Source organism: Peterkaempfera griseoplana, assembly GCF_001418575.1.
Lineage (GTDB): Bacteria > Actinomycetota > Actinomycetes > Streptomycetales > Streptomycetaceae > Peterkaempfera > Peterkaempfera griseoplana.
Genome location: NZ_LIQR01000393.1, coordinates 1 through 16,026, shown reverse-complemented (window position 1 = coordinate 16,026; position 16,026 = coordinate 1). Strand labels below are relative to the sequence as shown.

Below are 16,026 nucleotides of genomic sequence, written 5' to 3'. Positions count from 1 at the left end.
GCCCCCCAGGCTCCCCCAACCCCGGCCGGGCGGTCAGGAGTTGTACGACTGCTGGGCGCGCTCCAGGCCCTCGCTGATCAACGCCTCGACCGCATCCGCCGCCCGGTCGACGAACCAGTCCAGCTCCTTGCGCTCCGCCGCCGAGAAGTCCTTGAGGACGAAGTCCGCCACCTGCATCCGGCCCGGCGGGCGGCCGACCCCGAACCGCACCCGGTGGTAGTCCGGTCCCAGTGACTTGGTGATCGACTTCAGCCCGTTGTGGCCGTTGTCGCCGCCGCCGAGCTTCAACCGCAGCACACCGAAGTCGATGTCCAGCTCGTCGTGCACCACCACCAGCGCGGACGGCGGCGCCTTGTAGAAGTCGCGCAGCGCCGTCACCGGGCCGCCGGAGAGGTTCATGTAGGACATCGGCTTGGCCAGCACCACCCGCTGACCCGCCAGCCGGCCCTCCAGCGCCTGGTTGCGGCTCTTGTGCGCCTTGAACCGGCCGCCCACCCGCTCGGCGAGCAGGTCGGCCACCATCCAGCCCACGTTGTGCCGGTTGCGCGCGTACTGGTCGCCCGGGTTCCCCAGGCCGACCACCAGCCACGGACCCGTGTAACCGTCGCCACCGCTGCTCATCGTCTGCTCCGCTCCCGCCGTCACGACCGCCCTCGAACCATCATCGCCGCTCCGCCGCCCCCTCCGGACGCACCGCTGCCCCGGCCCGCCTGAGCGGGCCGGGGCAGCGGTCTGGAGCGGAGTCCGCGGCCCTCGATCAGGCCTCGGCGCCCTCGGCGGGGGCGGCGGCCTCCTCGCCCTCCTCGCCCTCGGCAGCGGCGGCCTCGACCTGGGCGGCGACGACGTGGAGCACCACGGCGTCCTCGTCCACGGCCAGGGTGGTGCCCTTGGGGAGCACGATGTCCTTGGCGTGGATGGAGGAGCCGGCCTCCAGGCCCTCGACGGAGACGGTGACGTTCTCCGGCAGGTGCGTGGCCTCGGCCTCGACCGGGAGGGCGTTCAGCACGTGCTCCAGCAGGTTGCCGCCCGGGGCCAGCTCGCCCTCGGTCAGCACCGGGATCTCGACGGTGACCTTCTCGCCGCGCTTCACCAGCAGCAGGTCGACGTGCTCCAGGAAGCCCTTGATCGGGTCGCGCTGCACGGCCTTCGGCAGCACGAACTCGTTCTTGCCCTCGATGGGCAGGGAGATCAGCACGTTGGGGGTCTTCAGGGCCATCATCAGGTCGTGGCCGGGAAGGTTCAGGTGGACCGGCGCCTGGCCGTGGCCATAGACGACACCGGGGACCAGGCCGGCGCGGCGGGCACGGCGGGCAGCGCCCTTGCCGAACTCGGTGCGGGGCTCAGCGGCAAGACGGACCTCGGACACGACAGCACTCCTCGTGGCATACGCGGGGTGCGGACGGAACAACAGAAAGCCGCCGGGACCACACCCTCGGAAATTCGGGGCAGATCACTCGGCGGCAGCACGTACGGATATCGCAAGCAGCAGCGCGTCGATCACGGAAGCAGAGCCCTCGCGAGCCGTACGGCCTCCCTCGCCGAGCAACCCCACGAGTCTACCCGCCACCCCGCCCCGTCACGAAATCGACCCGCCGCCGGCACCGGGCCGGCGGCGGGTCGACAGAGCGGGGGAGCGCGTCAGTGCACGCCCTCGAAGAGGCTCGTCACCGAACCGTCCTCGAAGACCTCGCGGATCGCCGCCGCGATCGACGGCGCGATCGACAGCGTCGTCACCTTGTCCAGCTCCAGCGAGGCCGGGGTGGGCAGGGTGTTGGTGAACACGAACTCGCTCACCCGGGAGTTCTTCAGCCGGTCCGCCGCCGGGCCCGACAGCACACCGTGGGTCGCGGCGACGATCACGTCGGCCGCGCCGTTCTCGAAGAGCGCGTCCGCGGCCGCACAGATGGTGCCGGCGGTGTCGATCATGTCGTCGACCAGCACGCACACCCGGCCGCGCACATCACCGACCACCTCGGCCGACATCACCTTGTTGGCGACGTTGGGGTCGCGCCGCTTGTGGATGATCGCCAGCGGTGCACCGAGCCGGTCCGACCACTGGTCCGCGACCCGCACCCGGCCCGCGTCCGGCGACACCACGGTCAGCCGCTCCGGGGCCACCCGGGTCGCCACGTAGTCCGCCAGCATCGGCAGCGCGAAGAGGTGGTCCACCGGGCCGTCGAAGAACCCCTGGATCTGCGCGGTGTGCAGGTCCACCGCCATCAGCCGGTCCGCACCGGCCGTCCGCAGCAGATCGGCCACCAGACGCGCCGAGATCGGCTCCCGGCCCAGGTGCTTCTTGTCCTGACGCGCATATCCGTAGAAGGGCAGGATCGCCGTGATGCTCCGGGCGGAGGCCCGCTTCAGAGCATCGATCATGATCAGCTGCTCCATGATCCACTGGTTGATCGGCGCAGTGTGGCTCTGCATCACAAAGCAGTCCGCGCCACGCGCCGAATCCAGGAACCGGACGTAGATCTCGCCGTTGGCGAAGTCGAAGGCCTTGGTCGGGACCAGCTCGGTCCCCAACTGCTCGGCCACCTCGCTCGCCAGCTCCGGGTGGGCCCGGCCGGAGAAGAGTCGAAGGTTCTTCTCACCGGACGTGGTGATGCCGGTCACTGCACCGTCTCCTCGGTCGCTGCCGCCCACGGATCCACGCTCCGGAACCCGACGACTGGCCGTTCAAAAAGGGAAACGCCACCACGGTCCGGGCATCGGGCCCGCAGCGCACGCATGTCCACCAGGTTACGCGCCCGCGGCGGAAGCGTCCGCCCCGGGACCGCCCGCCGCAGCCCCCGCCGCGCCCTCCGCGGAACTCCGGGCGGCGGCCGCGGCCCGCGCCGAATCCGTCCCCGAACGGCGCCGCTCCACCCAGCCCTCGATGTTCCGCTGCGGCCCCCTGGCCACCGCCAGCGCACCCGCCGGAACGTCCCCGGTGATCACCGAACCGGCGGCCGTGTAGGCCCCGTCCCCGACCGTCACCGGCGCCACGAACATGTTGTCCGAACCCGTGCGGCAGTGGGCCCCCACCACGGTGCGGTGCTTGTTGACGCCGTCGTAGTTGACCGTGACCGACGCCGCGCCGATGTTGGTGCCCTCCCCGATCTCGGCGTCCCCGATGTACGACAGATGCGGCACCTTGGCCCCCTCGCCCAGCGTGGAGTTCTTGATCTCCACATAGGTGCCGGCCTTCGCCCCGCGGGCCAGCCGCGCCCCCGGCCGCAGATACGCGTAGGGGCCCACGGAGGCCTCCGGACCCACCTCGGCGCGGTCCGCAGTGGTGTTGCTCACACGCGCCCCCGCGCCCACCGCCGTGTCCCGCAGGGAGCAGTTGGGCCCGACCTCCGCGCCCTCCCCCAGGTGCGTGCGCCCGTACAGCTGGGTGTTGGGCAGCACCACCGCGTCGGGCTCGTACGACACCTCCACGTCGATCCAGGTCGACGCCGGGTCCACCACCGTCACCCCGGCCCGCATCGCCCGCTCCAGCAGCCGGTCGTTGAGGATCCGCCGCGCCTCCGCGAGCTGCACCCGGTCGTTGATCCCCAGGGTGTCCCGGTAGTCCGCCGCCACCACGGCCCCCACCCGGTGACCGGCGGTACGCAGGATCTCCAGGGTGTCCGTGAGGTACTCCTCGCCCTGGCTGTTGTCCGTGCGCAGCAGCCCGAGCGCCTGGGCCAGCAGCTTCCCGTCGAAGGCGAAGACCCCGGAGTTGACCTCCGAGACGGCCCGCTGCTCCTCGGTGGCGTCCTTGTGCTCCACGATCGCGGCCACCGCCCCGTCCGCGTCCCGCAGGATCCGGCCGTACCCCGCCGCGTCCGGCACCACCGCGGTCAGCACCGTCACGCCGTTGCCGCGGGCCGAGTGCTCCGCGGCCAGCGAGCGCAACGTCTCCCCGGTCAGCAGCGGGGCGTCGCCGGTGGTGACCACCACGGTCCCGTCCACCGCCACGCCCTGCGCGGCCAGCGACTCCAGTGCGACCCGCACGGCGTGGCCGGTCCCGTTCTGCTCCTCCTGCACGGCGATCCGCACCGCGGGGTCGATCTCCGCCAGATGGGCCGCGACCTGCTCGCGTCCGTGTCCGACCACCACCACCAGGTGCTCGGGTCCCAGCTCCCGCCCCGCCGCCACGGCGTGCCCCACCAGGCTCCGCCCGGCCATCTCGTGCAGGACCTTGGGCAGCGACCGCGACTTCATGCGGGTGCCCTCGCCGGCGGCGAGAACGATGACGGCAGCAGGAGAGTGTGCACTCACGCGGGAGGCTCCTCGGCTCGGAGGGTGTGGGGAGGGATCCGGGGACGCACATCCGCACAGGCGAGCCCGGACGCCTTGAGAATAGCCGGGGGCCGGCCCGCGGCCACTTGGGAGCGGTCGCGGACGGTCACATCGCGAGGCTCCGCCGCTAGGACTCGAACCTAGACAAGAGCTTCCAAAGAGCTCTGTGCTGCCATTACACCACGGCGGAATATGTGTCAATTGACGACGCGGTCACCCGTCTTTCGACAGGCAACACTATGCCGCACCGGAAGCCTTCGACGCGACGACAAAGGCCGGTCGGATCCGCTCCCCCTTCTTTCTTCCGGCTTCCCGGAGGCTTCCTTCCGGCCTCCTTCCGGGGCCCCGCCCGGGGCCAGGCGACGGCTCCGGGCCCGCTCCGTGACGGCACGGACCACCCCTGGATCACATGTTCGAGCGATTCCACTCCGCTCCCCCGTCCGGCGGTCCCGCCCTTCCCTGGGCGCGCACAACCAACTTACGATGCCGTAAGTTACGCAGCCGTAGGCGTACCGAGCCCCTCCCCCCTCCCCCGACAGCAAGGGACGCCCATGACCGCCCAGTCCACCGAGAAGCGCCCTCTCCCGGCCGAGGAGCCACTGCCCTCCGCCACCATGGCCGGGGACACCCAGGGCCTCGCCGAGCGGGTGGCGCTCACCGCCTTCATCGTGGTGCCGTTCCTGGCGCTGGTCGCCGCCGTTCCCGTGGCCTGGGGGTGGGGGCTCGGCTGGCGGGACCTGGCGATCGCGGTGGCGATGTACTACATCGCCTGCCACGGGATCACCGTCGGCTTCCACCGCTGCTTCACCCACGGCTCGTTCAAGCCCAACCGTCCGCTGAAGATCGCCGTCGCGATCGCCGGCAGCCTGGCCGTCGAGGGTCCGCTGGTGCGCTGGGTGGCCGACCACCGGCGGCACCACCGGTACTCCGACAAGGACGGCGACCCGCATTCGCCGTGGCGCTACGGGGAGACCGTCCCCGCCCTGCTCAAGGGGCTGTTCTGGGCGCACATGGGCTGGATGTTCGACGAGGAGCAGACCGACCAGCGCAAGTACGCCCCGGACCTGATCAAGGACGACGACATCCGCCGGATCTCCCGGCAGTTCGCCCTGTGGACCGTGGTGTCGCTGGCGATCCCGCCGCTGCTGGGCGGTCTGCTGTCGTGGTCGTGGCAGGGCGCGCTGACCGCCTTCTTCTGGGGCTCGCTGGTCCGGGTGGCACTGCTGCACCACGTCACCTGGTCGATCAACTCCATCTGCCACGCGGTCGGCAGGCGCCCGTTCCGCTCCCGTGACAAGTCCGGCAACGTCTGGTGGCTGGCGGTGCTCTCCTGCGGCGAGTCCTGGCACAACCTGCACCACGCCGACCCGACCAGCGCCCGGCACGGGGTGCTTCGCGGCCAGCTGGACTCCTCGGCGCGGATCATCCGCTGGTTCGAGCTGGCGGGCTGGGCGCGCGATGTGCGCTGGCCGAGCGCGGAGCGGCTGGAGTCTCGCCGCGCGGAATGACGGTCCGGGCGCCTCTTCGGTTGCATAAGAATGGAGGCGTGAGCGGGAGCAGCGGCGGCAGCGCAGACGGTACAGCCGGCCCGGCCGGTCGGGAACGGCGGCCGGTGCGGCGGGGCGGCCGGGTGCGGATGACCGGGAAGCAGCGGCGGGAGCAGCTGCTGGACATCGGCCGGACGCTGTTCGCGGAGCGGGGCTACGACGGCACGTCGGTGGAGGAGATCGCCGCGAAGGCCGGGGTGTCCAAGCCCGTCGTCTACGAGCACTTCGGGGGCAAGGAGGGGCTGTACGCGGTCGTGGTCGACCGGGAGATGCAGCTGCTGCTGGACATGGTGACCGGGGCGCTGACGGGCGGGCATCCCCGGGTGCTGCTGGAGGAGGCGGCGTTCGCGCTGCTGGACTACATCGAGACGTCGACGGACGGTTTCCGGATTCTGGTACGGGATTCCCCGGTGGCCCAGTCCACGGGCACGTTCGCCTCGCTGATCAGCGATATCGCCACCCAGGTCGAGGACATTCTGGGGCTGGAGTTCAAGTCCCGGGGCTTTGATCCGAAGCTGGCGCCGATGTATTCGCAGATGCTGGTGGGGATGGTGGCGCTGACGGGCCAGTGGTGGCTGGAGGTGCGCAAGCCCAAGAAGGCGGAGGTGGCGGCGCATCTGGTGAATCTGGCGTGGCACGGCCTGGAGGGCATGGAGCGGCGTCCCCGGCTGATGGGCGACCGGAAGAACTGAGGGCCCGGCGCCCCGTCGGCGGTTGCGCACGACCGGCCGCCGCGGGACGAGCGGCCACCCGGGTCGCGGTCACGGCGGTCGCGGTCACGGCTCCGCCGGGGAGTCCGCCTCCAGGAACTCGATGCGGTTCCCGGCCGGGTCCCAGGAGTAGAAGCGCAGCACCCCGGGCAGTCCGCGGTCCCACTGCACCCGGGCGCCGCGCCGGACGAGCTGCTCGGCGTACCGCCGGATGCCGGTGACCCGCAGGGCGGGATGGGCCTTGGCGGAGGGGGTGTGGCCGTCCTCCATACCCAGGTGCAGCTGTACGGCCCCGGCCTGGAACCAGCAGCCCCCGCCCGCCGCGAGCACGGCGGGCTTGGGGACCTCGGTCATGCCGAGCACCCCCGCGTAGTAGGCGCGCAGGTCGTCCTCGGTGCCGGGGCGGGCGGCGAGCTGGACGTGGTCGACCGCGGTGATCACGCGTTCCTCCGGGCGACGGCGAAGATGCGGCGGAAGGGGAAGACGGTGCCATGGGGGCCCGCGGGGTAGGCCTGGCGCAGCAGCCGGCGGTACTCCTCCAGGAAGGCGTCGCGGTCCCCGGCGTCCTGCAGCCGGGTGAGGACGGGGCGCAGGGCGGTGCCCTTCACCCACTCCAGGACCGGGTCCTCCCCGCCGAGGAGCTGGTGGTAGGTGGTCTCCCACACATCTGCTGTGCAGTCCTCACCGGTGAGCAGCTGCAGGTAGTCGCCGGGTTCGGCGACGGCGGCGTCGCGGCGGGCGCCCTCGCCGAGGAGGTGCTTCCAGCGGGGGCTGGTGCGCAGCTCGGCGAGCAGGGTGTGGCTGGGGGCGTCGAAGTTCCCGGGAACCTGGAAGGCGAGGACGCCTCCCGGAGGCAGCGCGCGAGCCCACCGCACCAGCACCGCGGTGTGGTCGGGGACCCATTGGAGCAGCGCGTTGGAGATCACCAGATCGGGTGATTCCGGGGCGGGGTCCCAGGTGGCGGCGTCGGCGTGGGCGTAGTCGGTGGTGCCGGTGCCGCCGGGGTTGGGGCCGGAGTGCGCCGCGCGGGCCGCGTCCAGCATCTCCGGGGAGTTGTCGAGGCCGGTGATGCGGGCGTCGGGCCAGCGCTGCCGCAGCGGGACGGTGGAGTTCCCGGGGCCGCAGCCCAGGTCCAGGATCCGGCGGGGCTCGGTGGCGGGGTGGACGCGGCCCAGCAGGTCGCGCAGCGGGCGGGTGCGCTCGTCCTGGTAGCGGAGGTACTGGTCGGGGTCCCAGCGGGTCATGGCCACTCCCTGTTTATCTCGACATCAAGATATATCGAAAGCCTGCTCGCAACCTTTCTCGATGTCAAGAGACTTCACATCGACACATCTGCCACTACACTGATCACCATGGAGGACGAGGTCGACCGCCTGGTGGCTGCGTGGCGACGAGAGCGCCCTGACCTCGACGTGGAACCACTCGAGGTACTCAGTCGCGTCAGCAGGCTGGCACGCCACCTCGACCGGGCCCGCCGTGCCGCCTTCACCGAGCACGGGCTGGAGCCCTGGGAGTTCGACGTACTCACCGCGCTGCGCCGCGCCGGAGCGCCCTACCAGCTCTCCCCCGGCCAGCTGCTCACCCAGACGCTGGTCACCTCGGGCACCATGACCAACCGCATCGACCGGCTCGCCGGCAAGGGGCTGGTGCAGCGGCTCCCCGACCCCGGCGACCGCCGCGGGGTGCTGGTGCGGCTCACGGACAGCGGACGCAACCGCGCCGACGAGGCGCTGGCCGGACTGCTGGACCACGAGCGGGCGCTGCTCGCCGAGCTGGCACCGGCACAGCGCACGGAACTCGCCGGTCTGCTGCGCCGACTGGTGGCCCCGTTCGACAACGTCCCCAGCTGACCAATGGCTGCACGGGTCTTGCCCGCTACCCACCGGTAGTAGGCATACTCGGCTGCCCGCTGCCGCCTTCCAGGCGCGGGCAGAAGGGGGGACACACCCGTGTCCGCAAGACTCCACCGTCCCTGGCGGGCCGCCGCCCGGCTGCTCGCGGCGGCCGCCACCGCCGCCGCCCTCACCGCCGGAGCCGCCGCCCCGGCCTCGGCCCACGGGCGGGAGGACCACCGCACCACCTACTACGTCTCGCTCGGCGACTCCCTGGCGGCCGGCTACCAGCCCGACGTGCACCAGGACACCAGCGTCTCGTACACCGACCAGCTCTACACCCGGCTGCGGGCGCAGGACCCGCACCTGGTCCACGTCAAGCTGGGGTGCAGCGGCGAGACGACCACCTCGATGATCAGCGGCGGCAAGTGCAGTTACCCCGGCGCCGGTTCCCAGCTGGACGCCGCCGCACGGTTCCTGCGCGAGCACCGCGGCCAGGTCCGCTATGTGACGGTCGACATCGGCGCCAACGACGTCGGCAGCTGCCTGGCCGGCGGCGCCATCGACACCACCTGCGTCGCGGGCGGCCTCGACACGGTCGCCCGCAACCTGCCGCAGATCACCCTCCGGCTGCACGCCGCGGGCGGCGGCCGGCCCAGCTACGCGGGCATGTCGTACTACAACCCCTATCTGGCGCTCTGGCTCACCGGCGCCGCGGGGCAGCAGACCGCACGTGACTCCGGGCCCCTGCAGGACCGGCTGAACTCCACCCTCTCTTGGGAGTACCGCCTCAGCGGCTTCCGGGTGGCCGATGTGGACGCCGCCTTCTCCAGCGGGGACTTCGCCACCCAGGTGACCGTGCCCGGCCTCGGGCAGCTGCCGCTGAACGTGGCCCGGATCTGCCAGTGGACCTGGGAGTGCACCCCGTACCGGGACATCCACGCCAACCCCACCGGCCACCAGGTGATCGCGGACACCTTCGCCGCCGTCCTCGGCCGGCGCCGCTGACCACCCGCCCCGGGGCGGCACCGCCGCCCCGGGGCCCGTCAGACGTCCCCGGGGCGGCGGCGGAGCGTCAGAAGCCGTCCGGGTACGGCGCCGAGACCGCGGCGACGACCGGCTCCGGAGTGCGGTACCCCGGCAGCAGCACACCCAGCCGCCGGCGCACCTCCTCGTCCGCGTTGCCCTCCGCCGAGCGGTACAGGCCGGTCAGCCCGCCCGCCAGGTCCTCCGGGCCCGCACCGGCCCCGCCCGCCACCGTGGCGAAGATCCGCGGATGCTCGGTCGGCAGCTGCTCCTCCCCCTCCGAGAAGAGCGCCTCATTGAGCTTCTCACCGGCCCGCAGCCCGGTGAAGCGGATCTCCACGTCGTCCACGTCCAGGCTGACCTGGCGGGCGAAGTTGTGCACCAGGTCGACGATCCGCACCGGCTCCCCCATGTCCAGCACGAACACCTCCCCGCCCTGCGCCATCCGGCCCGCCTCCAGGACCAGGCCGACGGCCTCCTCGATGGTCATGAAGAACCGCGTCACATCGGGGTGGGTGATGGTCACCGGCCCTCCGCTGCGCATCTGCTCCGCCAGCACCGACAGCAGCGACCCTCTGGACCCCAGCACATTGCCGAACCGCACCGCGGAGAAGACCGCCGTACCCAGGTTTCTCGCGTCCCGCGCGTTGGCCTGCACGATCAGCTCCGCCAGCCGCTTGCTGGCGCCGAGGACCGAGGTCGGGTCGGCCGCCTTGTCCGTGGAGATCAGCACGAACCGCTCGACACCGGTGGCCAGCGCCGCCTCCACCAGGTGGTCGGTGCCCAGGACGTTGGACTTCACCGCCTCCGACGGATGGCGCTCCAGCAGCGGCAGGTGCTTGTGCGCCGCGGCGTGGAACACCACCTCGGGCCGCAGGTCACGGAAGATCTGCTGGATCCGCGGCCGGTCCCGGATGTCGGCGATCACCAGCGACTCGTCCGTCAGCAGCGCCTCGCCCCAGATGTCCAGCTGCAGCCGGTGGAGGTTGGACTCGTCATGGTCGAGCATGTAGAGCGCGCTCGGCCCGAAGGCGTGCACCTGACGGCAGAGCTCGCTGCCGATCGACCCGCCCGCACCGGTGACCAGCACCCGGCGGCCGGCGATCACCGACCGCACGTCGGGCGAGGCCACATGCACCTCGTGCCGGCCGATCAGCCGGTTCACGTCCAGGGTCCGCATGTCGGAGCCGACCACCTCGCGGCGCAGCGCCGCGAGGAAGGACGGCAGATACCGGACCGAGGCGCCGGCCGCGCCGGCCGCGGTGGCGAGCTTGCGCACGGTCTGGTGTGGGAGCCCCGGGATGGCCAGCACCACCACATGGGCGCCGTGCTCCAGCGCCAGTTCGGTGAGCCGGTCAAGCGGGCCCAGTACCGGAACCGTCCGCTCCCCGGCGGGCAGCGGGGTGCCGATCTTGCCCGGGTCGTCGTCGAGCACACCGACCGGGTTCAGCCCGAACTCCGGGGTGCGGACCAGATCCCTGACGAGCGCGGTACCGGCAGAGCCGGCGCCGACGACCAGGGTCCGCAGGCCCCGGTCCCCGCTCAGACTGCTGCGGCCACTGGTGTATGGCGACATGTGTCCTCCGATTTCCTGACCTGACGGAATTTCGGCGGCGGAGGTCAGCGGACCGCGGCGGCCTCGGCGGGACCCAGGCCCGCCCGCCGTGCCAGTGCCACCGCGGCCAGCGTGGAGTGCACGCCGAGCTTGCCCAGAACGTTCTGCATATGGGTCCGCACGGTGTGCGGGGAGAGGTAGAGCCGGTCGGCGGCCGCCTGCCTGCCCAGGCCAGCCACCATGCAGCGCAGTACCTGCTTCTCACGCGGGGTCAGCGATTCGACCAGCCGCTCGCTCTCGGTACGGTCCCGGCGGGCCGCGGTCAGCTCCCGGACCACTCCGGTGAGCAGCGCGGGCGGGAGATGGGTCTCGTCCCGCAGGACGCCGCGCACCACGGCCAGCAGCCTGGTCAGTGAACAGTCCTTGGCCACCCAGCCGCCCGCCCCGGCCTGCAGGGCGCCGACCGCCCGGCGGGGGTCGTCCTGCTCCGCCAGCACCACGATCCGCAGCCCGGGATGGGCTGCGCGGCATCGTGCGGCTGCGGCTATCCCGTCCGCGGTGCCACCGAGGTCGGCGTCCACCAGCAGCACCTGGAAGCCGCGGCCCTCGGCGGCGGCGCGGTCCAGTGCCCGCTCCGCCGCGGACCCGCTCCCCGCCACGGCGACCTCGACATCAGGCTCCGCGGAGAGTGCCGCGGCCAGTGCCTCGGCGAAGATGCGGTGGTCGTCGACCACCAGGACACGGATCCGCCCCACGGTAATCCCCCCAGACTCGGGGTCGGACATCCGCAGGCTGTCGAGCAGCCCGATCCGCCCCCGGCGCCGGCCCCCACCGGCACCGGGAATCAGCGTAGGGCACGGCCCCCGCGTTGGTGGGGATTCTGTAAACATCTCCACGGCTCATGCACGTGCCGCGCAGAACGCCCAACTCCGCTGCGCGGCAGGGAGGGTGACCTCATGTCCCCCCGGGCCGCCCGGGACGTCCGCCGGCCCGGGGGCGGCCCGGCGGTACGGCGTCACACCGGCGGACGGCCCGGGGCGACGGGGGCGGGTCCCCCGCCGCCCCGGGAAGGTGTCCAGCCGGCCCCTCGGTCCGCCGGGGCCGAGGACGCCGCAGGCGGGCGCTACGCCAGCCGGCGCGCCCCGTCGCCCGGTACGGCGGTGAACGCCCGCGGCGCCCCGTAGCCGGCCGCCGCGAAAGCGTCCGCCACCGCCGCCGCGACCCGCTCGGTCCCGTCGTCCGCAACCAGCGCCACCACGGAGCCGCCGAAGCCGCCGCCGGTCATCCGGGCGCCGAGCGCACCGGCCTCCACCGCGGCCGCCACCGCAAGATCGGTCTCCACGCAGGAGACCCGGAAGTCGTCCCGCAGCGAGGCGTGCCCGGCGGTGAGCACCGGCCCGACCGCCCGCAGGTCGCCGCCGTCCAGCAGCGCGACCACCTGCTCCACCCGGGCGTCCTCGGTGACCACATGCCGCACCAGCGCCCGGAGTTCCGCGTCCGCACCCAGCTGCTCCAGGCGCTCCAGGGCCTGCGGGAGCAGGCTCTGCGGGACGTCGCGCAGCGCCCGCACCCCCAGCAGCTCCGCCGCCCGTTCGCACCCGGCCCGGCGCTCGGCGTAGGCGCCGTCCGCGAGGTCGTGCTTGACCCTGGTGTCCAGGACCAGCAGCCGCAGCCCGGCGCCCGCCAGGTCCAGCGGGACCTGGCGCTGCGACAGGTCGCGGGTGTCCAGGAAGAGCGCACCGCCCGCCGCGCAGCAGGTGGACGCCATCTGGTCCATCACCCCGCAGGGCACCCCCACGAAGGCGTTCTCGGCCCGCTGCGCCAGCACCGCGAGCTGCGCCGCACCGAGCCCCAGCTGCCACAGGTCGTTGCACGCCACCGCCACCACGCACTCCAACGCGGCCGAGGACGACAGTCCGGCACCGGTGGGCACATCGCTGTCGATGTGCACATCGGCGCCGCCCACCGGATGCCCGGCCTCGCGGAGCGCCCACACCACACCCGCCGGGTAGGCGGCCCAGCCCTGGACGCCACCCGGCGTCAGCCCGGCCACGTCCAGGGTGACCACCGCGCCGTCACCCTGGGCGCTGTGCAGCCGCAGGACACCGTCGTCGCGGCGGCGGACCGCCGCGACCGCGGCGTGCGGCAGCGCCACCGGCAGCACGAAACCGTCGTTGTAGTCGGTGTGCTCGCCGATGAGGTTGACCCGCCCGGGGGCGGCCCAGAGGCCGTCCGGGTCGGCACCGTAGTGGACGGTGAAGTCCTTGGCGGTTCGTTCGGCGTGCGTGGCGGCGGTGGCGGCGGTGGTCACGGTTGCTTCCCCTCCAGGGCGAGTGCGAACTTCCAGGCGTCGGCGACGATCCCGTCCAGGTCGGTGCGGCTGGGCCGCCACCCGAGGACGCTCCTGGCCCGCTCCGCCGAGGCGACCAGCACCGCGGGGTCACCGGGGCGGCGCTCCGCCGTGACGGCGGGGATGTCCTTGCCGGTGACCCGGCGGACGGCCTCGACGACCTCCTTCACGGAGAAGCCGTTGCCGTTGCCGAGGTTGCACACCAGGTGCTCCCCCGGGCGGGCGGCGTCCACCGCCAGCAGGTGGGCCTCGGCGAGGTCCGCGACATGGATGTAGTCGCGGATGCAGGTGCCGTCGGGCGTGGGGTAGTCGTCGCCGTAGACCGAGATGTGCGGCCGCCGTCCCTGGGCGACCTGGAGCACCAGCGGGATGAGGTGCGACTCGGGGTCGTGCCGCTCGCCGTAGCGGCCGTAGGCGCCGGCGACGTTGAAGTAGCGCAGCGAGACCGCCGCCAGTCCGTGGGCGGCGCACTCCCCGGCGATCATGTGGTCCACGGCGAGCTTGGTGGCGCCGTAGGGGTTGGTCGGGGAGGTCCGTGCGGTCTCCTCGATCGGCACCTGCTCGGGCTCCCCGTAGGTCGCGGCGGTGCTGGAGAAGACCAGCCTGCCGACGCCCGCCTTGCGCATCGCGGACAGCAGCTCCAGCGACCCGGTGACGTTGTTGCGCCAGTACTTCTCCGGGTCCGCGACCGACTCGCCGACCTGCGAGGAGGCGGCGAAGTGCAGCACGGCGTGGAAGGAGGAGTCCAGCACGTCACCGGCGTCCTGGACCCGGCCGCGGACGAACTCCGCCCCCTCCGGCACACCGGCGGCGAAGCCGGTGGAGAGGTCGTCCAGCACGGTCACGGCGTGCCCGGCCTCCAGCAGGTGCGCGGCCACCACGCTTCCGACATACCCCGCACCACCGGTGACCAGGTACTTCCGTGTCGGCTGAGTCATGGGGCGACCTCCCGCAGGCGCTGCGCCGCCCGCTCGGGCGACACGTCGTTGATGAACACGTCCATGCCGGACTCACTGCCGGCCAGGTACTTGAGCTTGCCCACCGTACGCCGGATCGTGAACAGCTCCAGGTGCAGGGCCAGCTCGCTCTCCGCACGTCCGGCCGGCGCCTGGTGCCAGGCCGCGATGTACGGCGTGGGCGAGGCCTGCACAGTCTGCCCCGTCTCGGTGAAGATCCGGTCGAAGCGCCGCAGCAGGTCCAGGTAGATCGCGGGGAACTCGGCCCGCTCGGCCTCGTTCAGGGCGGTGAGGTCGGGCACCCTGCGGTGCGGGTAGAGGTGCACCTCGTAGGGCCAGTGGGCGGCGTAGGGCACGAACGCCGTCCAGTGGCGGCCGGCGATCACCACCCGCTCCGGGGTGGCCCGTTCGGCGGCGAGCAGGTCCTCGAAGAGGTTGCGGCCGGTGCGGCTGCGATGGGCGGCGGCGGTGGCCAGCATCCGCGCGGTGCGGGGGGTGGTGAAGGGGTACGCGTAGATCTGGCCGTGCGGATGGCCGAGGGTGACGCCGATCTCCGCGCCGCGGTTCTCGAAGCAGAAGACCTGCTCCACACCCGGCATGGCCGAGAGTTCCGCGGTGCGGTCGGTCCAGGTGTCCAGCACCAGGCGGGCCCGCTCCTCCGTCAGGTCGGCGAAGGAGTGGTCGTGCTCCGGGGTGAAGCAGACCACCTCGCAGCGGCCGACGCCCGGCCGTCCGTGGTGCGGCAGCGGGCCGGAGGTCCGTCCGCTGCCGGTGCCGCCGTCCCCCTCGTAGTGCGCGGCGGCGTCGAAGGCCAGGGACGGGAAGCGGTTCTCGAAGACGGCCACCTGGTAGTCGGCGGCCGGGATCTCGCTCTGCCGGCCGTCGCGCGAGGGGCAGAGCGGGCACTCGTCGGCCGGCGGGTGGTAGATGCGGCCCTGGCGATGGGCGGCGATGGCCACCCACTCGTCCAGGACGGGGTCGTGGCGGATCTCGGAGAGGCTGGAGGTGGGCTCCAGGGGCCTGGGATCGGCCGCGTCGCGTACGACGGTGTCGTCGGCGTCGTAGTAGATCAGCTCGCGTCCGTCCGCCAGCTTTGTCGTCGTCTTCTTCAAAGCCTTCACCTCTCGCGACACCCGGACGACCAACATAATCAAACACAAGGCATCATCAGTCAACAGGGCGAAGGCGGGCGCGGTCGGCCGACATGGCCGCTTCGGGCGCACCCGGGAGCGCAGACCCTCACGGCGGGGTGGGAGGCAACAGGAACACACAGAAGGGCGCGGAGCGCCCATGGGTGGTGACGGGGAGGACGGGCCGGAGGCGACGGGTGGGAACGGTGGGGTGCGGACGGGCCGGGTTCAGGGCCGTACGTACCGACGCGGCAAGTGCCGGCGCGGCCATGGGGACGGCAGGTACGGCGATCAGGCGCCGGTGGCGACCGGGCCCGGGCTCAGGACTGCGGCCGTCCCGCAGCCCGCAGCAGCAGCCCCGTGCGGGACGCCACCGCCGCCGCCTCCAGCCGGGTCCGCACGCCCAGCTTCACCAGGACGCGCTGCACATGGGTGCGCGCGGTGCTGGGCGCGATGGCCATCCCCGCCGCGATGGCCGCGGTGTCCTCCCCGTCCGCGATCCGCAGCAGCACCTGCACCTCACGCCGGGTCAGCAGCCGCAGCAGCCGCAGCGCCTCGTCGTCCGGCTCCGCGCCCGGCTCCAGCGTCCGCTCGAACGCCGCCCGCAGCACCTCCGGTGACATCGCCACCTCCCCCGCCCGCACCCGGAGC

Annotated in this window: 16 protein-coding genes and 1 tRNA gene; 4 read left to right on the top strand and 13 right to left on the bottom strand. The window is 72.7% G+C overall.

Annotation, left to right across the window (positions count from 1 at the left end; genetic code table 11):
• Window positions 1-33: 33 nt before the first annotated feature.
• The 5 genes from pth to AOK09_RS27070 form a co-directional block, all read right to left on the bottom strand.
• Window positions 34-621: an aminoacyl-tRNA hydrolase gene (gene pth, locus AOK09_RS27090; RefSeq protein WP_055589875.1), complete on the bottom strand. Its 588-nt coding sequence runs from the start codon at window positions 619-621 to the stop codon at window positions 34-36.
• Between the two features lie 136 nt (window positions 622-757).
• Window positions 758-1,366, bottom strand: coding sequence for a 50S ribosomal protein L25/general stress protein Ctc (locus AOK09_RS27085; protein WP_055589874.1), 609 nt, complete (start codon window positions 1,364-1,366; stop codon window positions 758-760).
• A 272-nt stretch (window positions 1,367-1,638) separates the two neighbouring features.
• Window positions 1,639-2,616: a ribose-phosphate diphosphokinase gene (locus AOK09_RS27080; protein ID WP_055589873.1), complete on the bottom strand. Its 978-nt coding sequence runs from the start codon at window positions 2,614-2,616 to the stop codon at window positions 1,639-1,641.
• Between the two features lie 126 nt (window positions 2,617-2,742).
• Window positions 2,743-4,248: a bifunctional UDP-N-acetylglucosamine diphosphorylase/glucosamine-1-phosphate N-acetyltransferase GlmU gene (gene glmU / locus AOK09_RS27075; protein ID WP_055589872.1), complete on the bottom strand. Its 1,506-nt coding sequence runs from the start codon at window positions 4,246-4,248 to the stop codon at window positions 2,743-2,745.
• A 140-nt stretch (window positions 4,249-4,388) separates the two neighbouring features.
• Window positions 4,389-4,459: transfer RNA gene (locus tag AOK09_RS27070), tRNA-Gln, on the bottom strand.
• 361 nt (window positions 4,460-4,820) lie between these two features.
• On the opposite strand from AOK09_RS27070, the gene AOK09_RS27065 reads away from it, so the two are divergent.
• On the top strand, window positions 4,821-5,777 hold the full coding sequence (locus AOK09_RS27065) for an acyl-CoA desaturase (RefSeq protein ID WP_055589871.1): 957 nt from the start codon (window positions 4,821-4,823) through the stop codon (window positions 5,775-5,777).
• 128 nt (window positions 5,778-5,905) lie between these two features.
• On the top strand, window positions 5,906-6,508 hold the full coding sequence (locus AOK09_RS27060) for a TetR/AcrR family transcriptional regulator (RefSeq protein ID WP_229759156.1): 603 nt from the start codon (window positions 5,906-5,908) through the stop codon (window positions 6,506-6,508).
• Between the two features lie 84 nt (window positions 6,509-6,592).
• Here AOK09_RS27060 and AOK09_RS27055 read toward each other — a convergent pair whose 3' ends face one another.
• Together AOK09_RS27055 and AOK09_RS27050 are read right to left on the bottom strand one after the other, a co-directional pair.
• On the bottom strand, window positions 6,593-6,967 hold the full coding sequence (locus AOK09_RS27055; RefSeq protein WP_055589869.1) for a VOC family protein: 375 nt from the start codon (window positions 6,965-6,967) through the stop codon (window positions 6,593-6,595).
• Entirely contained in the window at window positions 6,964-7,776 is an 813-nt protein-coding gene (locus AOK09_RS27050; protein ID WP_407675442.1) for a trans-aconitate 2-methyltransferase, read from the bottom strand. The genes AOK09_RS27055 and AOK09_RS27050 overlap by 4 nt, the downstream gene beginning before the upstream one ends.
• A gap of 102 nt (window positions 7,777-7,878) precedes the next feature.
• Here AOK09_RS27050 and AOK09_RS27045 point away from each other — a divergent pair, with 102 nt between their 5' ends.
• Window positions 7,879-8,376 (top strand): MarR family winged helix-turn-helix transcriptional regulator, encoded by a 498-nt coding sequence (locus AOK09_RS27045; RefSeq protein ID WP_055589867.1) that lies wholly within the window; start codon window positions 7,879-7,881, stop codon window positions 8,374-8,376.
• A gap of 99 nt (window positions 8,377-8,475) precedes the next feature.
• Window positions 8,476-9,366: an SGNH/GDSL hydrolase family protein gene (locus AOK09_RS27040; RefSeq protein WP_217698491.1), complete on the top strand. Its 891-nt coding sequence runs from the start codon at window positions 8,476-8,478 to the stop codon at window positions 9,364-9,366.
• 67 nt (window positions 9,367-9,433) lie between these two features.
• Here the strand turns inward: AOK09_RS27040 and AOK09_RS27035 are convergent, their stop codons facing one another.
• The 6 genes from AOK09_RS27035 to AOK09_RS27010 all read right to left on the bottom strand — a co-directional run.
• The gene (locus AOK09_RS27035; protein ID WP_055589866.1) at window positions 9,434-10,960 is read right to left on the bottom strand and encodes a polysaccharide biosynthesis protein; all 1,527 of its coding nucleotides are present in this window, start codon (window positions 10,958-10,960) and stop codon (window positions 9,434-9,436) included.
• Window positions 10,961-11,004: 44 nt separating this feature from the next.
• A complete protein-coding gene (locus tag AOK09_RS27030) occupies window positions 11,005-11,694 on the bottom strand; it encodes a response regulator transcription factor (protein ID WP_055589865.1) in 690 nt (229 codons plus the stop codon).
• Between the two features lie 368 nt (window positions 11,695-12,062).
• On the bottom strand, window positions 12,063-13,250 hold the full coding sequence (galK, locus tag AOK09_RS27025; protein ID WP_055589864.1) for a galactokinase: 1,188 nt from the start codon (window positions 13,248-13,250) through the stop codon (window positions 12,063-12,065).
• Window positions 13,247-14,227 (bottom strand): UDP-glucose 4-epimerase GalE, encoded by a 981-nt coding sequence (gene galE, locus AOK09_RS27020; RefSeq protein ID WP_055589863.1) that lies wholly within the window; start codon window positions 14,225-14,227, stop codon window positions 13,247-13,249. Before galE ends, galK begins: the two co-directional genes overlap by 4 nt.
• Window positions 14,224-15,357 carry a galactose-1-phosphate uridylyltransferase gene (galT, locus tag AOK09_RS27015; RefSeq protein WP_055589862.1) on the bottom strand — a complete coding sequence of 378 codons (1,134 nt, stop codon included), beginning with the start codon at window positions 15,355-15,357 and terminating at the stop codon, window positions 14,224-14,226. The genes galE and galT overlap by 4 nt, the downstream gene beginning before the upstream one ends.
• A 338-nt stretch (window positions 15,358-15,695) precedes the next feature.
• Window positions 15,696-16,026 (bottom strand): LuxR C-terminal-related transcriptional regulator (locus AOK09_RS27010; protein ID WP_169797071.1); only part of this gene is annotated, 331 nt, incomplete at its 5' end.

Bases quoted from the DNA above. Each gene is read 5' to 3' on its own strand.
- pth (WP_055589875.1), bottom strand. From the start codon at position 621: ATGAGCAGCGGTGGCGACGGTTACACGGGTCCGTGGCTGGTGGTCGGC.
- AOK09_RS27065 (WP_055589871.1), top strand. From the start codon at position 4,821: ATGACCGCCCAGTCCACCGAGAAGCGCCCTCTCCCGGCCGAGGAGCCA.
- AOK09_RS27060 (WP_229759156.1), top strand. From the start codon at position 5,906: ATGACCGGGAAGCAGCGGCGGGAGCAGCTGCTGGACATCGGCCGGACG.
- AOK09_RS27045 (WP_055589867.1), top strand. From the start codon at position 7,879: ATGGAGGACGAGGTCGACCGCCTGGTGGCTGCGTGGCGACGAGAGCGC.
- AOK09_RS27035 (WP_055589866.1), bottom strand. From the start codon at position 10,960: ATGTCGCCATACACCAGTGGCCGCAGCAGTCTGAGCGGGGACCGGGGC.
- galE (WP_055589863.1), bottom strand. From the start codon at position 14,227: ATGACTCAGCCGACACGGAAGTACCTGGTCACCGGTGGTGCGGGGTAT.